This window comes from Kribbella koreensis (assembly GCF_039525325.1).
GTDB lineage: Bacteria > Actinomycetota > Actinomycetes > Propionibacteriales > Kribbellaceae > Kribbella > Kribbella koreensis.
Window position 1 is genome coordinate 288,019 of sequence record NZ_BAAAHK010000009.1, and the last position, 13,674, is coordinate 301,692.

Sequence of the window (13,674 nt, forward strand, 5' to 3'; positions counted from 1 at the left end):
GGACCGGCCACCAAGTGCCTTCACCTACCTAATCTGAAGAAGACGGAACGAGTTACGGCTTGCCCAGGGACAGGTAGTCGTACATACCGAACTGCTCGTTGACGAAGACGTTGGTCAGGTCCTTGCCGCGGATCAGCAGGCTCTTGGCGTAGACGCCCGGGTAGATGACCGCCTGCTCCATCACCTTCTGGTCGATGACGGACCAGTCGGCCTCGCGCTTGGCGGTGTCGAGCTCACCCTGCGCCTGGTCGAGCAGCTTGTCGACCTCGGGGATCCGGACGCTGGTGTTCGACGAACCACCGGTGTCGCGGATGACCCGGGAGTCGGTGATCTGGGACAGGAAGCCGAAGCCGTCGTTCCAGTCCGCACCCCAGCCGTTGACGACCAGGCCGAGACCGTTCTTCGCCACGTACGGCGGGTTACCGGCGTAGGTGGAGAAGTAGTCCTTCTTCGGGAAGCCCTTGACCGTGACCTTGATGCCGATCTTGGCCAGCTGCTGCTGGAACGCCTCGGCGGTCGCCTTCTCCTTCGGCCGCTCGTTGCGGTAGGAGATGTTGGTCGAGAAGCCGTTCGGCTGACCGCACGAGGTCAGCAGCTCCTTGGCCTTGTCCAGATCGCCCTTACCGTCCTTGGTCGGGTACAGGTCGAACTGCTTGTAGCCCGGGATGACCGGCGGCAGCAGGGTCGTGGCCAGCGAACCACCGGCGAACTCGCCGCCGTAGGCGGTCTGGTAGGACGTCTTGTCCATCGCGTACTCGACCGCCTTGCGGCAGTCGATGTTGTCGAACGGCTTCACCGTCGGGTTGATCGAGGTGTACCAGAGCCGGCCCAGCGTCGGGTTGTCGGCGCGAGCCTTGAGCGTCGGGTCGCCCAGCACCCGGCTCTGGCTGGCGGCCGACACACCGGTACCGGCCGTGGCGATGTCGAGGTCGCCCGAGATCAACCGGTTGTCGATGTCCTCGGGGTCGACGTTCAGCGAGAACTCGTAACCGTCCGGCAGCGCCTTGCGGTTCGGGTCGCTGGCCTGATCCCAGTTGGGGTTGCGCTTCAGCGTGAAGCTCTTGCCGTCGGCGTACGAGGCGAACATGTACGGGCCGGACGAGATGATGTGCTGCTTCTGCTTCGCGCCCTGGTCCTTGGCGGCCGGCACGGGAGCCGACTGCGGCGTCATGGCCAGGTAGTCGAAGCCGGCGAACGCCGCCTTGAGGTGGAACACGATGGTGGTGTCGTCCGGCGTCGAGATCGCCGAGTCCGTGTTCATACCCTTGGACTTGTACGGGCCTGCCCAGCCTGCCGGCCAGGCGAGCATCGAGTCGAAGTAGGCCGGACCGTCGGGGAAGACGGTCTTGTCGGTCGAGCGCTCGACGCCGTACTTCACGTCCTTGGAGGTGATCGGGGTGCCGTCCTCGAACTTGAGGCCCGCACGGATCTTGTAGGTCCAGGTCTTGCCGCCGTCGCTCGGCGTACCGAGCCCCTCGGCAAGGTCACCGACCAGCTTGCCGCTGGCCGCGCCGGGCGCGACCGCGAACATCGTCAGGGCCCGCGAGTAGAGCCGCACCGTGTTCCAGCTGTAGCCGTAGTAGGTGTCGCCGGTGTCGACCGAGTCGGGTGCGCCCTCGTCGGCGAGCTTGACGATGCCGCCCTTCTTGTCAGAAGGATTGAACACCTTCGTCATGCCGGCGTTGAACTCGGCCTTTGCGGAGTCACCGCCCGACGAAGAACTGTTGTCCTTGCTGCCCCCACAGGCGGACAGCGACAGTGCGAGTACCGCTGTGGCGGCGATCGCTGTCTTGATTCGTTTGGTGTTCATCGTTTCCGATCCACCCCTTCTTCTCAGAGCCAAGTCGAGCAGGAACTGCGGTGAAACTAGCGGGCCTTCGGGTCGAGGGCGTCGCGCAGCCCGTCCCCGAACAGGTTGAAGGCCAAGACCGTGATGAAGATGGCCAGACCGGGCCACAACATGAAGTACGGCATCGTGTAGAAGGTCACGGCGTCCGAGAGCATGCCGCCCCAGGAAGCGGTCGGCGGGCGGATACCGACGCCCAGGAAGGACAGTGCGGCCTCGAACAGGATGTTCGTCGGGATCAGCAGCGTCGAGTACACCAGGATCGGGCCGAGCAGGTTCGGCAACAGTTCGGTGAACAGGATGTACGGCCGCCTGGCACCCAGGCTGCGCGCGGCGTCGACGTACTCACGTTCGCGCAGCGACAGCGTCTGGCCCCGGATGATCCGGCCGATGTAGGGCCAGTTGAAGAAGCCGACGATGAAGATCAGCAGGACGATCCGCAGCGTGTTCCCCTTCAGCCCGAACGCGTCGTCGGGCATCACACCGGCCAGTGCGATCGCGAAGACCAGCAGCGGGAAGGCCAGGAAGATGTCCATCAGGCGGCTGATCACCGCGTCGACCCAGCCACCGAAGAAGCCGGCGACGACTCCCATCGTGGTGCCGATGGCCACCGACAACAGGGTGGCGAAGAACGCGATCAGCAGCGAGATCCGGGAGCCGTAGACGACCCGGCTGAACAGGTCGCGGCCGTTCACCGGCTCCAGGCCCATCAGGTGGTCCCAGCTGATCCCGCCGAAGGTTCCGATCGGGGCCAGCGTGCCGGTCTTGGTGTCGATCAGGTCCTGGTGGAACTCGTTCGGCGGATCACCGAGCAGCTTGACGATCAGTGGCGCGAAGACGGCCATCAGGATCAACAGTCCGATGATCACCGCGCCGGCCATCGCGACCTTGTCCCGCTTGAGCCTGGTCCAGGAGATCCGCCACAGCGACCGGCCCTCGATCCGGGGCATGCCCTGCAGAATCGCTGCCGGATCTCCCGTCGCGCCGGGCTCCTCCTCGAGTGGTGTCGTCACGCGATAGCTACCCCTGTCCGATGTCATGGTCAATCGACCGCCCTGCAGCGGCTGTCGCCTTAACCTGCCGTCATTACTCGCTGGAGTCAAACGCCGAAAGTGCTGCGTTGCCCGATCGTGATGAGCAGGAAATCGTCCCGTATCGTGGGACAACTCGCAGTACAGCATGCACCCACAGAGGGTCGCTGGCGACGCCGTGACAACACACTGTCACTGGCACCGACGGGCCATCCGGCGACTACTTGCGCAGTGCCGAGAAGTACACGAAAGACAGCGGATCCAGGGTCTTGGCGACGTTCTCGATCCCGTCGGCCGCGACCACCGTCAGCCGGCCCTGCCAGACCGGGATCACCGGCGCTTCCTGAGCCAGCAGGTTCTGCAGGTCGGTCAGTAACGCTTCGCGTTCGAGCTGGTTCTGCTCGGCGATCTGCTGGTCCATCAACCTGTTCGCCGCCGAGTTGCGATAGCCGTTCTGGAAGAGACCACCGTCGCGGACGAAGGGCTCCAGGTAGTCACCACTGTCCAGGTAGTCCGGGATGAAACCGGCCTGGTAGAGGTCGTACGCACCGGCCCTGGCGAGCTGCTGGTACCTCGGCCAGTCGGCGCTCTTCAGCACGACCTTGAACAGCCCCGACGCCTCCAGTTGCCGCTTCAGCTCCAGTACTTCGGCCTTGGCGCCCGCGCCGTACTGGACCGGCGTCCATCCGACCGTCAGCGTCACCGGCGCGGTGATGCCTCCTTCGCGCAGGATCGCGGTCGCGGCAGTCTTGTTCGGGTCCTTGTACTGCGTCCGGAACGCGTCCACCTGCCCGGCGAACCCGGGCGGCACCACGGAGTACAGCGGCGTCACGTGGTCGCCGTACGCCTTCTTCGCGATGGCCGAGCGGTCGATCAGTTGCGCCACGGCCCGGCGTACCGCGGGCTTGCGCGCGACGAGTGAGGCCATGTGGAAGGTGAAGAACCGGATCTCGGCCGACCCCGCGTCGACGACCTGCAGCTTTCCATCGGCGCGCAATCTGTCCAGCGCGCTCGGTCCGAACCCGTGGACGCCGAAGTCGGCCTTGCCGGTCTTCAGCGCCTGCTCCAGCGACGCGGCCGTCGTCAGCAGGCTGACCTCGACGGTGTCGTTCTGCGCCGCCCGCGGGCCGCGGTACCCCTTGAACTTGCCGAGCACCGCCTCGGAGCCCGCCTTGTACGACTTCAGCTGGTACGGCCCGCTGCCCATCGCGTTGTCGCTGAGCAACTTGCCCGCCGGATAGAACTGCTCGTCGACGATCGACGCGGCCGTGGTGGTCAGCAGATACGGCAACCGCGCGTCGGGCCGCTTCAACGTGAACACGGCGGTGAGCCGGTCCGGCGTACTGACCGAGGCCACCGAGCTGAACAGTGCGGCCGCTCCGCCGGGCGTCTTCAGCCGCAGCAGCCGGTCGAAGCTGAACTTCACGTCCGACGATTCGAGCTCATGCCCGTTCGGGAAGGTCAGGCCGTCCTTCAGGCTGCACGTGTAGGTCGTGGGCGCGTCGTACTGGCAGTCGGCGGCGTCCGGTACCGGCGTCGGCTTGTCCGGCAGGATCGTGAGCAGCGTCTGGTACAGGTTGGCCTGCAGGGTGCGTGAGCCGATGTCGTACGGTCCGGCCGGGTCGAGCGAGCTGACCGCGTCGGTGGTCGCGACCTTGATGACCATTTCCTTCGGCGCCGTCCCACCCTGGCTCGGGTGATTCGCATCCGGCTTGCCGCAGGCCGCGAGCGACCCCGCCAGCACCCCGACCGCCGCCAGCCACACGGCTCGCCGCTTGAACACCGTCACCACCCTAATCTTGCCCCACCCCTGCCCACTCCCCCAGAACGCCCCCGTAAGCACCCAAAGAAGGTAGCCCCTCAGCGGAGCAAGTCGCGCAGCGCGTCCGGGCTGAGTGATTCAAGTGACTCCAGCACCAGCCGGCGCGGGGCCGGCGGGATCGTCACCCACTGCGGTACGGCGACCACGAACGCGCCTGCCGCGGTACCGGCCTGGGTGCCGCCCGGCGAGTCCTCGATCACTACGCAATTGGCCGGTTCGACGCCCAGTTCGGCCATCGCGGTCAGGTACGGCTCGGGGTGCGGCTTCCCGTTGGTGACCTCGTCGCCCGCGACCACCACGTCGAACAGGTCCGGCGGCAGATGGGACAGCACGGCCTCGATCATCGTCCGGTACGACGCCGACACCAGCGCGCACGGGATGCCCGCCGCCTTGAGCCCGGTCAGCAACTCCAGCGCGCCGGGACGTACCTCGACCTCTTCCTTCAGCGTGCGGATCACCTCGCCGTAGATCCGCCCCGCGAGTTCGTCCGGCTCGATCAGGCCCTCGGGCAACTGCGCCATCCAGACCTTGAGCGCGTCGCTGAGGTCACTGCCGACCAGAGCCAGCGAGTCCTCGGCGGTCCAGGTCGCGCCGAGCTCGGCCAGCACCGCGATCTGGACTCGCACCCAGACGGGCTCCGAATCGACCAACGTGCCGTCCATGTCCCAGAGCACCGCTTGGAGCGTCATGCCCCGATCCTATGTACGCGCGGGGCGACACCTTCCGCTGGCTGCGAAACGACCGCCGCCGGCTGGGCGATGGAAGTAGGCTGGGCAGTCCGACAGTGCACGACTTCGGGGCACAACAGACGACTAGGACAGGGGATGGCGAGTGGCAGATCTCGCGAACCTTAGGGATCCGGTCGTGATCGCCGCGTTCGAAGGCTGGAACGACGCGGCCGAGGCGGCCACCGGAGCAGTTGATCACCTGATCGAGGAATGGGACGCCGAGCTCGTCTTGGCGATCGACCCGGAGGACTACTACGACTTCCAGGTGAAACGGCCGGAGGTCGAGTTCGACGACGAAGGCGTCCGGCGGCTGACCTGGCCGACCACCCGGATCTACCTGGCGCGCCCGGACGACACCGGCCGCGACGTCATCCTGATCCGCGGCATCGAGCCGAACATGCGCTGGCGGGGTTTCTGCCGGGAGCTGCTCGAGGTCGTCGACGAGTCGAACACGCAGCTCGTCGTCGTGCTCGGCGCGTTGCTCGCCGATTCGCCGCACACCCGGCCGATCCCGGTCACGGCGTCATCGTCCGACCCGGAGCTGAACGCCTCGTGGAGCCTCGAGCCGTCCAGCTACGAGGGCCCGACCGGCATCACCGGCGTCTTCGCGGATCTGTGCACGACTCTCGGCGTACCGGCCGTGTCGATCTGGTCGGCGATCCCGCACTACATCGCGGGTACGCCGTGCCCGAAGGCGTCGCTGGCCCTGCTGAGCAAGGTCGAGGCGCTGCTGGACCTGCCGATCCCCGAGGGCGACCTGCCCGAGCTGGCTCGCGCCTGGCAGCGTGGCGCGGACGAGCTGAGCGAGGAGGACCCGGAGGTCGCGGAGTACGTCGCGTCGCTGGAGGAGCAGCGCGACACGACCGATCTGCCCGAGGCCACCGGCGACGCGATCGCCGCCGAGTTCGAGCGGTACCTCCGTCGACGCAACACGGATCGGCCCGAATAAACCGTACTGAGGAGTAGCCTCTTCGCTTCAAGCGTTCTATTGTCGACCGGGACGCTGGGGACCAACGGGGAGCTTTCGTATGCGGAAGGTACGCGCCGACGAGCGCGGCGGTGGATCGATCGGGGCACTTGCCGTGCTCCTGGTCCTCGGTGCCGTCGCGGTCGTCGGGATCCTCGGCAACCGCAAGCACGCCGAGGCCGCGGTCGACCTGTCCACGCTGACCGGTACATCCACCCAGATGACGATCCCGTCCGCGCCGCTCGACCCGGATCCGTTCGCGCTGACCGACGGCCTCGTCGTCCATCCACGCGCTCAGACCGCCTTGTACTCCGCGCCTGACGGCGACGCCTTCGCCAAGATCGGCCCGACCCAGTTCGGCCCGACCTGGCTGCCCGTCGTCGAGCAGTCGGACGGCTGGCTGCGGGTGCTGCTGCCGTCGAAGCCGAACCGCTCGACCGGGTGGGTCCGCGACGAGGGGCTGGATCGTGCTTCCTCGGCGTACTTGATCCGGGTGCACACGGCGTCGCGGACGATCGAGTTGTCCGAGCACGGCAAGAGTCTCGGCTCCTGGAAGGCCGGCGTCGGCGCTCAGCAGACGCCGACACCGCCCGGGCGGACCTTCCTGCTCGGTTCGATCATCGACAACAAGCGGTCGGCGTCCCCGATCGTGTTGCCGTTGGGTGCGCACAGTCCCACGTTGGACACGTTCGGTGGCGGTCCTGGTACCGTCGCGATCCATGGCTGGCCCCGGCCGGACGTCTTCGGCGCCGCGATCAGCGCCGGCTGTGTCCGGGTGCCGAAGGTCGCGCTGGCCAAGCTCCAGAAGGTCCCGCTGGGGACCCTCGTCCTGATCGACAGCAAGTAAGAGAGCCTTTGAGAGTGGGGATCTTGATGCGACGACAGCTGGTACCGACCATCACGACGTTCGCGGCCGTGACCGGGGTCGTGGCGTTCACGCTGGTGGCGAGTGCCCCGGTGGGCAACGCGGCCGCGCGGCCCTCGTCGGCGTACGCGATCAGCGCCGAGGGACAGGTCCCCGTGGCCCGTACTCCGTACGCCGAATCGCTGGACGGCAAGCGGCACACCACGTCGGCGCTGGAGCTGCCGAAGAACCCGCTGATCTCCTTGCGGGCCGGCACGGCGACGGCAGGCAACGACGCTGCCTCGGTCGAGCTGTTCGACATCACTGTCGGGCCGAACATCCTCGATCAGATCAAGCTCCCACCGGACCTGAAGAAGAGCTGCGACACACTGCCCGCGACGGGTGCCGACGACCTGCCGATCCCGAAGCTGCCGCTGCCCGATCTGGGCATCCCACTGCCGGATCTGAGCACCATCGACCTGCCGGTCAAGAACCTGCCCGACCTGTGCAAGCTGCTGCTGACGCCCCCGAGCTCCCTGCTCGGCATCGAGGGTGTCAACGTCTGGTGCTCCGGTGACACGGGCGGTGTCGACATCGGCGCGCTGACCCTGCTCGGCCACCGCATCGCGGTACCGACCGTGAAGCAGAGCGCCTCGATCCCGGCCGCTCCCCTGGCGAACATCACCGTCAACGAGCAGACCAAGCACTCCGACGGCGCCTTCACCATCACCGGCTTGACCATCAACCTGGGCGGCGGCGCCGAGGTCATCCGCCTCGCCTCGGCCACCTGCAACAAGCCCGCAGCCAAGCCGACCCCGAAGCCCACCCCCACCAAGACCCAGCCCATCCCGCCACGCGAGGCCCCGGCCCCCGCAGCCCCGGTCCCGACCCCGGTCAAGACCCACCACCCGGTCACCGGCTGACCCCTACCATTCACTGTCCAAGCCCACATCTGGTGGGCTTGAACAGGAACGGGTGGGCTTGAACACCAAGCGGCGACCTTGAACACGTTATTTCATGTTCAAGGTCGCCGTTCGGTGTTCAAAGTCGCCGCTTCTGGCCGGTCCGCCGGTCCGCCGGTCCGCCCGTCAGTACGGCGTACGCGTGGCGCTGCTGTCGTGCTGGTTAGAGCTGGACGCCTAGCAGCGCGTCGACGGCCTGGGCGACCAGCGCCGGGGCCTCGGGGTCGTCGCCGTTGGTCTCGGACCACCGGTCGATGGCGGCAAGCGCTGCGACGGTGTCCAGGTCGTTGGTGAGGGCAGCGCGCAGTGCGTCGACAGCAGCGGCCCCATCCGGACCACTGCCCCGGCCGACAGCCCCGCGCCAGACATCCAGGCGCTCCTGGGCTGCCAGCAGATCCGACTCCGTCCAGAACCAGTCGGTGCGGTAGTGGTGGGCGAGCAGCGTCAGGCGGATAGCCATCGGGTCGGTGCCGGCGAGGCGCTCCTTGGACACCAGGACCAGGTTGCCCTTGGACTTGGACATCTTCTCGCCGTCGAGGCCGACCATCGCCTGGTGCACGTAGGCGCGTGCGAACGGGTGCTCCCCCGTCGCCACCTGCGCCCCGCTCGCCGACATCTCGTGGTGCGGGAAGATCAGGTCACTCCCACCACCCTGTACGTCGAACGTCATCCCGAGATGCTTCAGCGCGATCGCCGAGCACTCCACGTGCCACCCCGGCCGCCCACGCCCGAACGGCGAGTCCCAAGCCGGCTCACCCGGCCGCTCGGCCCGCCACAGCAGGCTGTCCAGCGGGTCGCGCTTACCCTCGCGATCCGGGTCGCCGCCGCGCTCGGCGAACAGCGCCCGCATGGTCTCCACGTCATAGCCCGAGACTCCACCGAACGCCGGGTCGGCCTTCACCGCGAAGTACAGGTCGTCGTCCACGGAGTAGACGGCACCGGCCTTCTGCAGGTCCTCGATCGAGTCGACGACCAGGTCGATCGACTCGACCACGCCGACGTAGTTCTGCGGCGGGATCACCCGCAGCGCGGTCATGTCGTCGCGGAACAACTGGATCTCGGCCAGCGCGAGCTCGGTCCAGTCGACGCCGGTCGCGGTCGCCCGCTCGAGCAGCGGGTCGTCCACATCGGTGATGTTCTGCGTGTAGTGCACGTCGTACCCGGCGTCGCGCCAGAGCCGGTTGATCAGGTCGAATGTGACGTACGTCGCAGCGTGGCCCATGTGGGTCGCGTCGTACGGCGTGATCCCGCAGACGTAGATCCGGGCCGTCCCGTCGGGTCCCGGCGGCACCTCCACCGGACCCGCCGAGGCGGTGTCGTAGAGGCGAAGACGCCGCGCCGGCCCGGGTACGACCGGGATTTCTGGTTTTGTCCACGCCTGCATAGGACGGAGCCTATCCAGTCAGCGAGTTCGCGCCACGACCTGGCTCACTCCCCGATCCGCCGCGCGATTCCGGCGGATCTGCGCTAGCGGGGTCGCCAGGCCTGCGCGGCGTACTCCGCGAAGCCGATCGCCGGCCGCCCGAGCAGCTTCGCGACGGTGTCGGTGGGTTCGGTGATCAGCCCCGACCGCATCACCGCGAACAGTCCACCCAACTCCGCCGCGACCTCGACCGGATAGCCCTCAGCAACCAGCCCTGCCTCGTACTCCGCGCCCGCGATCTCGGCGTACTCCATCGGTCGCCCGCTCGCCTCGGACATCATCCGGACGGCCTCGGCGAAGGTGATCGAATCCGGCCCCGACAGCTCGTACACCTGCCCCGCATGCCCGACCCCGGCCAGCGCCAGCGCCGCCACCTCAGCCACATCCCGTACGTCGATGAACGGCTCCCCCATCGCCCCGATCGGCAACTCCAGCCGCCCCGCCAGCAACGGTTCGCGCCAGGTGTACTCATCGAAGTTCTGGTTGAAGTTGTTCGCCCGCACCACCGTCCACTCCGCCGCTGACGCTTGGACCACCTGCTCGGCCGTCAGCATCGCGTGCCCGAAAGCGCCACCGGCCTGATCGAGCTTCCGCCCCGACAACACGACGAACCGCTCCACCCCCGACCGCTCGGCCTTGGCCACGAACCGCTCGATCGGCGCTGGATCGTCCGGCGCCACCAGATACACCGCCCGTACGCCGGCCAGCACCGCCTCCCACCTCGCCGGCTCACCCCAGTCGAACCGCACCTCCCCCGACCGCGACGCCGCCCGCACGTCGTTGCCCTCGGCCCGTAATCGCGGAACCAGCCGCCGCCCGGTCTTCCCTGTCGCTGCCAGCACCAGAATCGTCATACCCACAACCCAACCGCGCCGCCCGCGCCCCGGCCATGCGTGAAATCACCACGCGGATGTCCATTGGTCCCACCGTCTAGCGTGGCGCCATGGATCCCCTCGACGAGCTCCTGTACGCCGTCCGCGCGAACGGCGCCGTCCTCGGTACGCCGGTACTCCCCACCGGCTCGGCATTGCGCTTCACCGACGCCGCCGCCCTCACCCTCTGCACCCCACTCCGCGGCGAAGGCTGGCTACTCGTCGACGACCAGACCATCCACCTCAAACCCGGCGACACCACCGTAGTCCGCGGCCCAGCCCCCTTCGTGTTCACCACCGACCCGACCGCCACCCCAGACCCCATCGACGTCACCTGCGACGGCACCGTCGGTGCGACGCCACTCCGCCCGGCCGACGCCGGCCCCGCCGCCGGCGGGGGCACGGTGCTGCTCGCGGGCGCCTACTACATCCGGCAACAACTCCCCAGGCGTCTGCTCCATGCGCTTCCGCCGGTGATGATCGTCGAGGACGACTACGACTGCGCCCCGCTGCTCGCCTACCTCGAGGACAACCTGGCCGCCGGCAAACTCGGTCGCCAGGTCAGCCTCGACCGTCTCCTCGACTGGCTGATGGTCTGCACCCTGCGCGACTGGTTCGACCTCAACTCCCCGCGCTGGTACACCGCCCTCAGCGACGACGTCATCGGCCCGGTCCTCCAAGCCATGCACAGTTCCCCCGCAGCCCCATGGACACTCGCGTCCCTCGCCGAGCACGCGAAGGTCTCCCGCACCACCCTCGCCCGACGCTTCACCGACCTCACCGGCGAAAGCCCCCTCGGCTACCTCACCGACCTCCGCATGACCCTGGCCGCCGACCTCCTCGCCGAACCAGGCGCCTCGGTCGCGGCAGTAGCCCGCCGAATCGGCTACGCGGACGCCTACAGCTTCAGCACCGCCTTCAAACGAGAACGAGGAGTAAGCCCCAGCAACCTGAGCCAACCAGCAGGGGTCTAAAACGCCGGCCAGGGGATGGCGGGCCAGTCTTCGCTCGGGGTCGGGAAGTTGCCGGTCTTCAGCAGAGTCGCGCAGCGCTCGCGGGTGACTGCCAGTTCGAGTGGGGTGATCAGGTCGGCCAGCTCAGCACCGACCTCACCGGTCAGCCCGTCGGCCAGTTTGCGGACGTCTTCGAGCAGCTCCGGCGGTACCGGCGTACCGGCCCATCCCCACAGCACCGTCCGCAGCTTGTCGTCAGCGTTGAACGTGACCCCGTGATCGACACCGAACACCCGACCATCCCCAGGGTTCAGCACGTGCCCGCCCTTGCGGTCCGCGTTGTTGACGACGGCATCGAACACCGCCATCCGCTGCAACTCCAGATTGTCCGCGTGCACCAACGTCACCGGCTTGTGCCGCCCGTCAAGCGCGTCGAGCACGCCGACCCAACCGTCAGGCACCCGCCCCTGCGGCACGATGTCGACCAGCTCCGTCTTGCCCGGCGCCAGCTCGATCTCATCGATCCACAGCTGCACCATGCCGACCCCGAGCGGCCCATCCCGAAGCAGCGTCGGCGGTACGACGTGCCACCCGAGCGCCTCGGACACGACGTACGCCGCGTACTCCCGCTCGGCCAGCGTCCCGTCCGGGAAGTCCCACAACGGCCGCTCACCCTCGACGGGCTTGTAGACCACCGTCGCCGACGAGCCGTCGAGGCTCACCGTGCCCTGAAAGGTCCCGTTGGACGCGGCCACCAGCCGGCCGAGCAGATCCAGCTCGCCACGTGCGAGCAGGTCCGGGTCGATCATTCGCGGACGTGCCTGCGGTAGCCGTTGGCGCGCGGGCAGATGTGCCCCTCCGGGTCGATCGGACGGCCGCAGAACGGGCAGCTCGGCCGGCCGGACGCGACCAGCGCGACGGCCCGGCGGGCGAACGCGCGAGCCTGCTCCTCGCTGATCCGGACGATGAACACCTCGGCGTCATCAGCCTCCAGCGCCGCCGCCACCGGGTCGGGCTCCTCCTCGGCCTGCTCGCCGGCCACCACCACCGCGAAGACCTCGATCACCACCTTCTCGGCGTCGGCCTCCCAGGCCAGCGTCATGGTGCCGGCCCGGAACTCCTCCTCGATCGGCTGCTCCAGCGGATCGGTGTCGTCGACCGTGGTCAGCGCGGCCGGCTCGCGGTCGAACCGCCGCGCGACCTCGTCCAGCATCACGTCCAGCCGCTCCGCGAGCGCCATCACCTGTTCCTTCTCACAGGCCACCGAGGTCAGCCGGTTACCCGCCCTGGCCTGCAGGAAAAAGGTCCGGGCACCGGGTTCACCGACGGTGCCGGCGACGAACCGGTCCGGATCGTCATACGAATGCACTACGCGCGCCATGCCTTAGACCCTAGAACATGCCCGGTAGCTTCCTGCAGTCGCGAGCAGATGCCGTGCCGAGTGCCGCGCAGCACGCAGGAAGCTACCGGGCATGTTCTAGTTACCGTCCGCCTACTACGGCGTCAGAGGACTGTACTCCGGACTTCTTCGCCCGGCCCTTCGCCTTCTCCGGCGGCTTCGGGATCAGCGACGTGAGCTCGCTGCCCGAGTCGTTCAGCCGGACCAGGAACGGGCGGGTCTTGGTGTAGGTGATGATCGTGGTCGAGGCGGTGTCGACGACGATCCGCTGGAAGCTGTCCAGATGCTGGCCGAGCGCGTCGGACACGATCGCCTTGATCACGTCGCCGTGCGACACGGCCACCCAGACCGCGCTCTCCCCGTGCGAGGCCGCGATCGCCGCGTCATGCGCGCGGATCGCGTCCACGGCGCGCTGCTGCATCCCGCGCATCGACTCGCCGTTCGGGAACGTGACACCGGACGGGTGCTGCTGGACGACCGCCCAGAGCGGGTCCTTGGCGAGGGTGGCGATCTTCTGCCCGGTCCAGTCGCCGTACCCGCACTCCGTCAGCCGCCGGTCCGTTGCCGGACGCAACGCCGGGTGGTGCTTGGCGATCGCCGCCGCCGTCTGCTTGCAGCGGTCCAGAGGCGAGGTGACGATCGCGGCCAGCGGCAGTGCGGCGAGCCGCTCGCCCACCGCGGCCGCCTGCTGGAGGCCGGTCTCGTCGAGCTTCACCCCTGGCGTCCGCCCGGCCAGTACGCCGGAGGTATTGGCACTGCTGCGTCCGTGCCGGACCAGAATCACCGTGGGCATAGACCGCACGTTATCCGGTCGGGCAAGTCACCGA

13 protein-coding genes are annotated in these 13,674 nt (G+C 68.0%); 4 read left to right on the plus strand and 9 right to left on the minus strand.

All coding sequences use genetic code 11. The annotated features are described in order from the left end of the window. Window positions 1–52: 52 nt before the first annotated feature. The 4 genes from ABD116_RS20950 to ABD116_RS20965 form a co-directional block, all read right to left on the minus strand. A complete protein-coding gene (locus tag ABD116_RS20950) occupies window positions 53–1,810 on the minus strand; it encodes an ABC transporter substrate-binding protein (RefSeq protein WP_343972591.1) in 1,758 nt (585 codons plus the stop codon). Window positions 1,811–1,866: 56 nt separating this feature from the next. Further along, the gene (locus ABD116_RS20955; protein ID WP_343972594.1) at window positions 1,867–2,859 is read right to left on the minus strand and encodes an ABC transporter permease; all 993 of its coding nucleotides are present in this window, start codon (window positions 2,857–2,859) and stop codon (window positions 1,867–1,869) included. Window positions 2,860–3,097: 238 nt separating this feature from the next. Continuing rightward, window positions 3,098–4,666, minus strand: a complete 1,569-nt coding sequence (locus tag ABD116_RS20960) for an ABC transporter substrate-binding protein (protein WP_343972597.1) — start codon at window positions 4,664–4,666, stop codon at window positions 3,098–3,100. A gap of 71 nt (window positions 4,667–4,737) precedes the next feature. Next, window positions 4,738–5,388: an HAD family hydrolase gene (locus tag ABD116_RS20965; RefSeq protein WP_343972600.1), complete on the minus strand. Its 651-nt coding sequence runs from the start codon at window positions 5,386–5,388 to the stop codon at window positions 4,738–4,740. Between the two features lie 142 nt (window positions 5,389–5,530). On the opposite strand from ABD116_RS20965, the gene ABD116_RS20970 reads away from it, so the two are divergent. The 3 genes from ABD116_RS20970 (at window position 5,531) to ABD116_RS20980 (ending at window position 8,161) form a co-directional block, all read left to right on the plus strand. Then, window positions 5,531–6,376, plus strand: a complete 846-nt coding sequence (locus ABD116_RS20970; RefSeq protein WP_343972602.1) for a PAC2 family protein — start codon at window positions 5,531–5,533, stop codon at window positions 6,374–6,376. Between the two features lie 79 nt (window positions 6,377–6,455). After that, a complete protein-coding gene (locus ABD116_RS20975) occupies window positions 6,456–7,241 on the plus strand; it encodes a L,D-transpeptidase (protein ID WP_343972605.1) in 786 nt (261 codons plus the stop codon). A gap of 26 nt (window positions 7,242–7,267) precedes the next feature. Next, window positions 7,268–8,161: a hypothetical protein gene (locus ABD116_RS20980; protein ID WP_343972608.1), complete on the plus strand. Its 894-nt coding sequence runs from the start codon at window positions 7,268–7,270 to the stop codon at window positions 8,159–8,161. Between the two features lie 202 nt (window positions 8,162–8,363). Here the strand turns inward: ABD116_RS20980 and mshC are convergent, their stop codons facing one another. Beyond that, complete coding sequence (mshC, locus tag ABD116_RS20985; RefSeq protein WP_343972610.1) at window positions 8,364–9,584, minus strand: cysteine--1-D-myo-inosityl 2-amino-2-deoxy-alpha-D-glucopyranoside ligase; 1,221 nt, start codon at window positions 9,582–9,584, stop codon at window positions 8,364–8,366. Window positions 9,585–9,667: 83 nt separating this feature from the next. Further along, entirely contained in the window at window positions 9,668–10,477 is an 810-nt protein-coding gene (locus ABD116_RS20990; RefSeq protein ID WP_343972613.1) for an NAD(P)H-binding protein, read from the minus strand. 89 nt (window positions 10,478–10,566) lie between these two features. Here ABD116_RS20990 and ABD116_RS20995 point away from each other — a divergent pair, with 89 nt between their 5' ends. Then, window positions 10,567–11,469, plus strand: coding sequence for an AraC family transcriptional regulator (locus ABD116_RS20995; RefSeq protein WP_343972616.1), 903 nt, complete (start codon window positions 10,567–10,569; stop codon window positions 11,467–11,469). Here ABD116_RS20995 and ABD116_RS21000 read toward each other — a convergent pair. From ABD116_RS21000 to ABD116_RS21010, 3 genes are all read right to left on the minus strand, one after another. Beyond that, the gene (locus ABD116_RS21000; protein ID WP_343972619.1) at window positions 11,466–12,257 is read right to left on the minus strand and encodes an SCO1664 family protein; all 792 of its coding nucleotides are present in this window, start codon (window positions 12,255–12,257) and stop codon (window positions 11,466–11,468) included. The two genes, ABD116_RS20995 and ABD116_RS21000, sit on opposite strands and share 4 nt — an antisense overlap. After that, window positions 12,254–12,829: a DUF3090 domain-containing protein gene (locus ABD116_RS21005; RefSeq protein ID WP_343972622.1), complete on the minus strand. Its 576-nt coding sequence runs from the start codon at window positions 12,827–12,829 to the stop codon at window positions 12,254–12,256. Before ABD116_RS21005 ends, ABD116_RS21000 begins: the two co-directional genes overlap by 4 nt. Before the next feature lie 100 nt (window positions 12,830–12,929). Then, on the minus strand, window positions 12,930–13,640 hold the full coding sequence (locus ABD116_RS21010; protein WP_343972625.1) for a histidine phosphatase family protein: 711 nt from the start codon (window positions 13,638–13,640) through the stop codon (window positions 12,930–12,932). Window positions 13,641–13,674: the final 34 nt, after the last annotated feature.

Bases quoted from the DNA above. Each gene is read 5' to 3' on its own strand.
- ABD116_RS20950 (WP_343972591.1), bottom strand. From the start codon at position 1,810: ATGAACACCAAACGAATCAAGACAGCGATCGCCGCCACAGCGGTACTC.
- ABD116_RS21000 (WP_343972619.1), bottom strand. From the start codon at position 12,257: ATGATCGACCCGGACCTGCTCGCACGTGGCGAGCTGGATCTGCTCGGC.
- ABD116_RS20965 (WP_343972600.1), bottom strand. From the start codon at position 5,388: ATGACGCTCCAAGCGGTGCTCTGGGACATGGACGGCACGTTGGTCGAT.
- ABD116_RS20980 (WP_343972608.1), top strand. From the start codon at position 7,268: ATGCGACGACAGCTGGTACCGACCATCACGACGTTCGCGGCCGTGACC.
- mshC (WP_343972610.1), bottom strand. From the start codon at position 9,584: ATGCAGGCGTGGACAAAACCAGAAATCCCGGTCGTACCCGGGCCGGCG.
- ABD116_RS21010 (WP_343972625.1), bottom strand. From the start codon at position 13,640: ATGCCCACGGTGATTCTGGTCCGGCACGGACGCAGCAGTGCCAATACC.
- ABD116_RS20995 (WP_343972616.1), top strand. From the start codon at position 10,567: ATGGATCCCCTCGACGAGCTCCTGTACGCCGTCCGCGCGAACGGCGCC.
- ABD116_RS20990 (WP_343972613.1), bottom strand. From the start codon at position 10,477: ATGACGATTCTGGTGCTGGCAGCGACAGGGAAGACCGGGCGGCGGCTG.
- ABD116_RS20975 (WP_343972605.1), top strand. From the start codon at position 6,456: ATGCGGAAGGTACGCGCCGACGAGCGCGGCGGTGGATCGATCGGGGCA.
- ABD116_RS21005 (WP_343972622.1), bottom strand. From the start codon at position 12,829: ATGGCGCGCGTAGTGCATTCGTATGACGATCCGGACCGGTTCGTCGCC.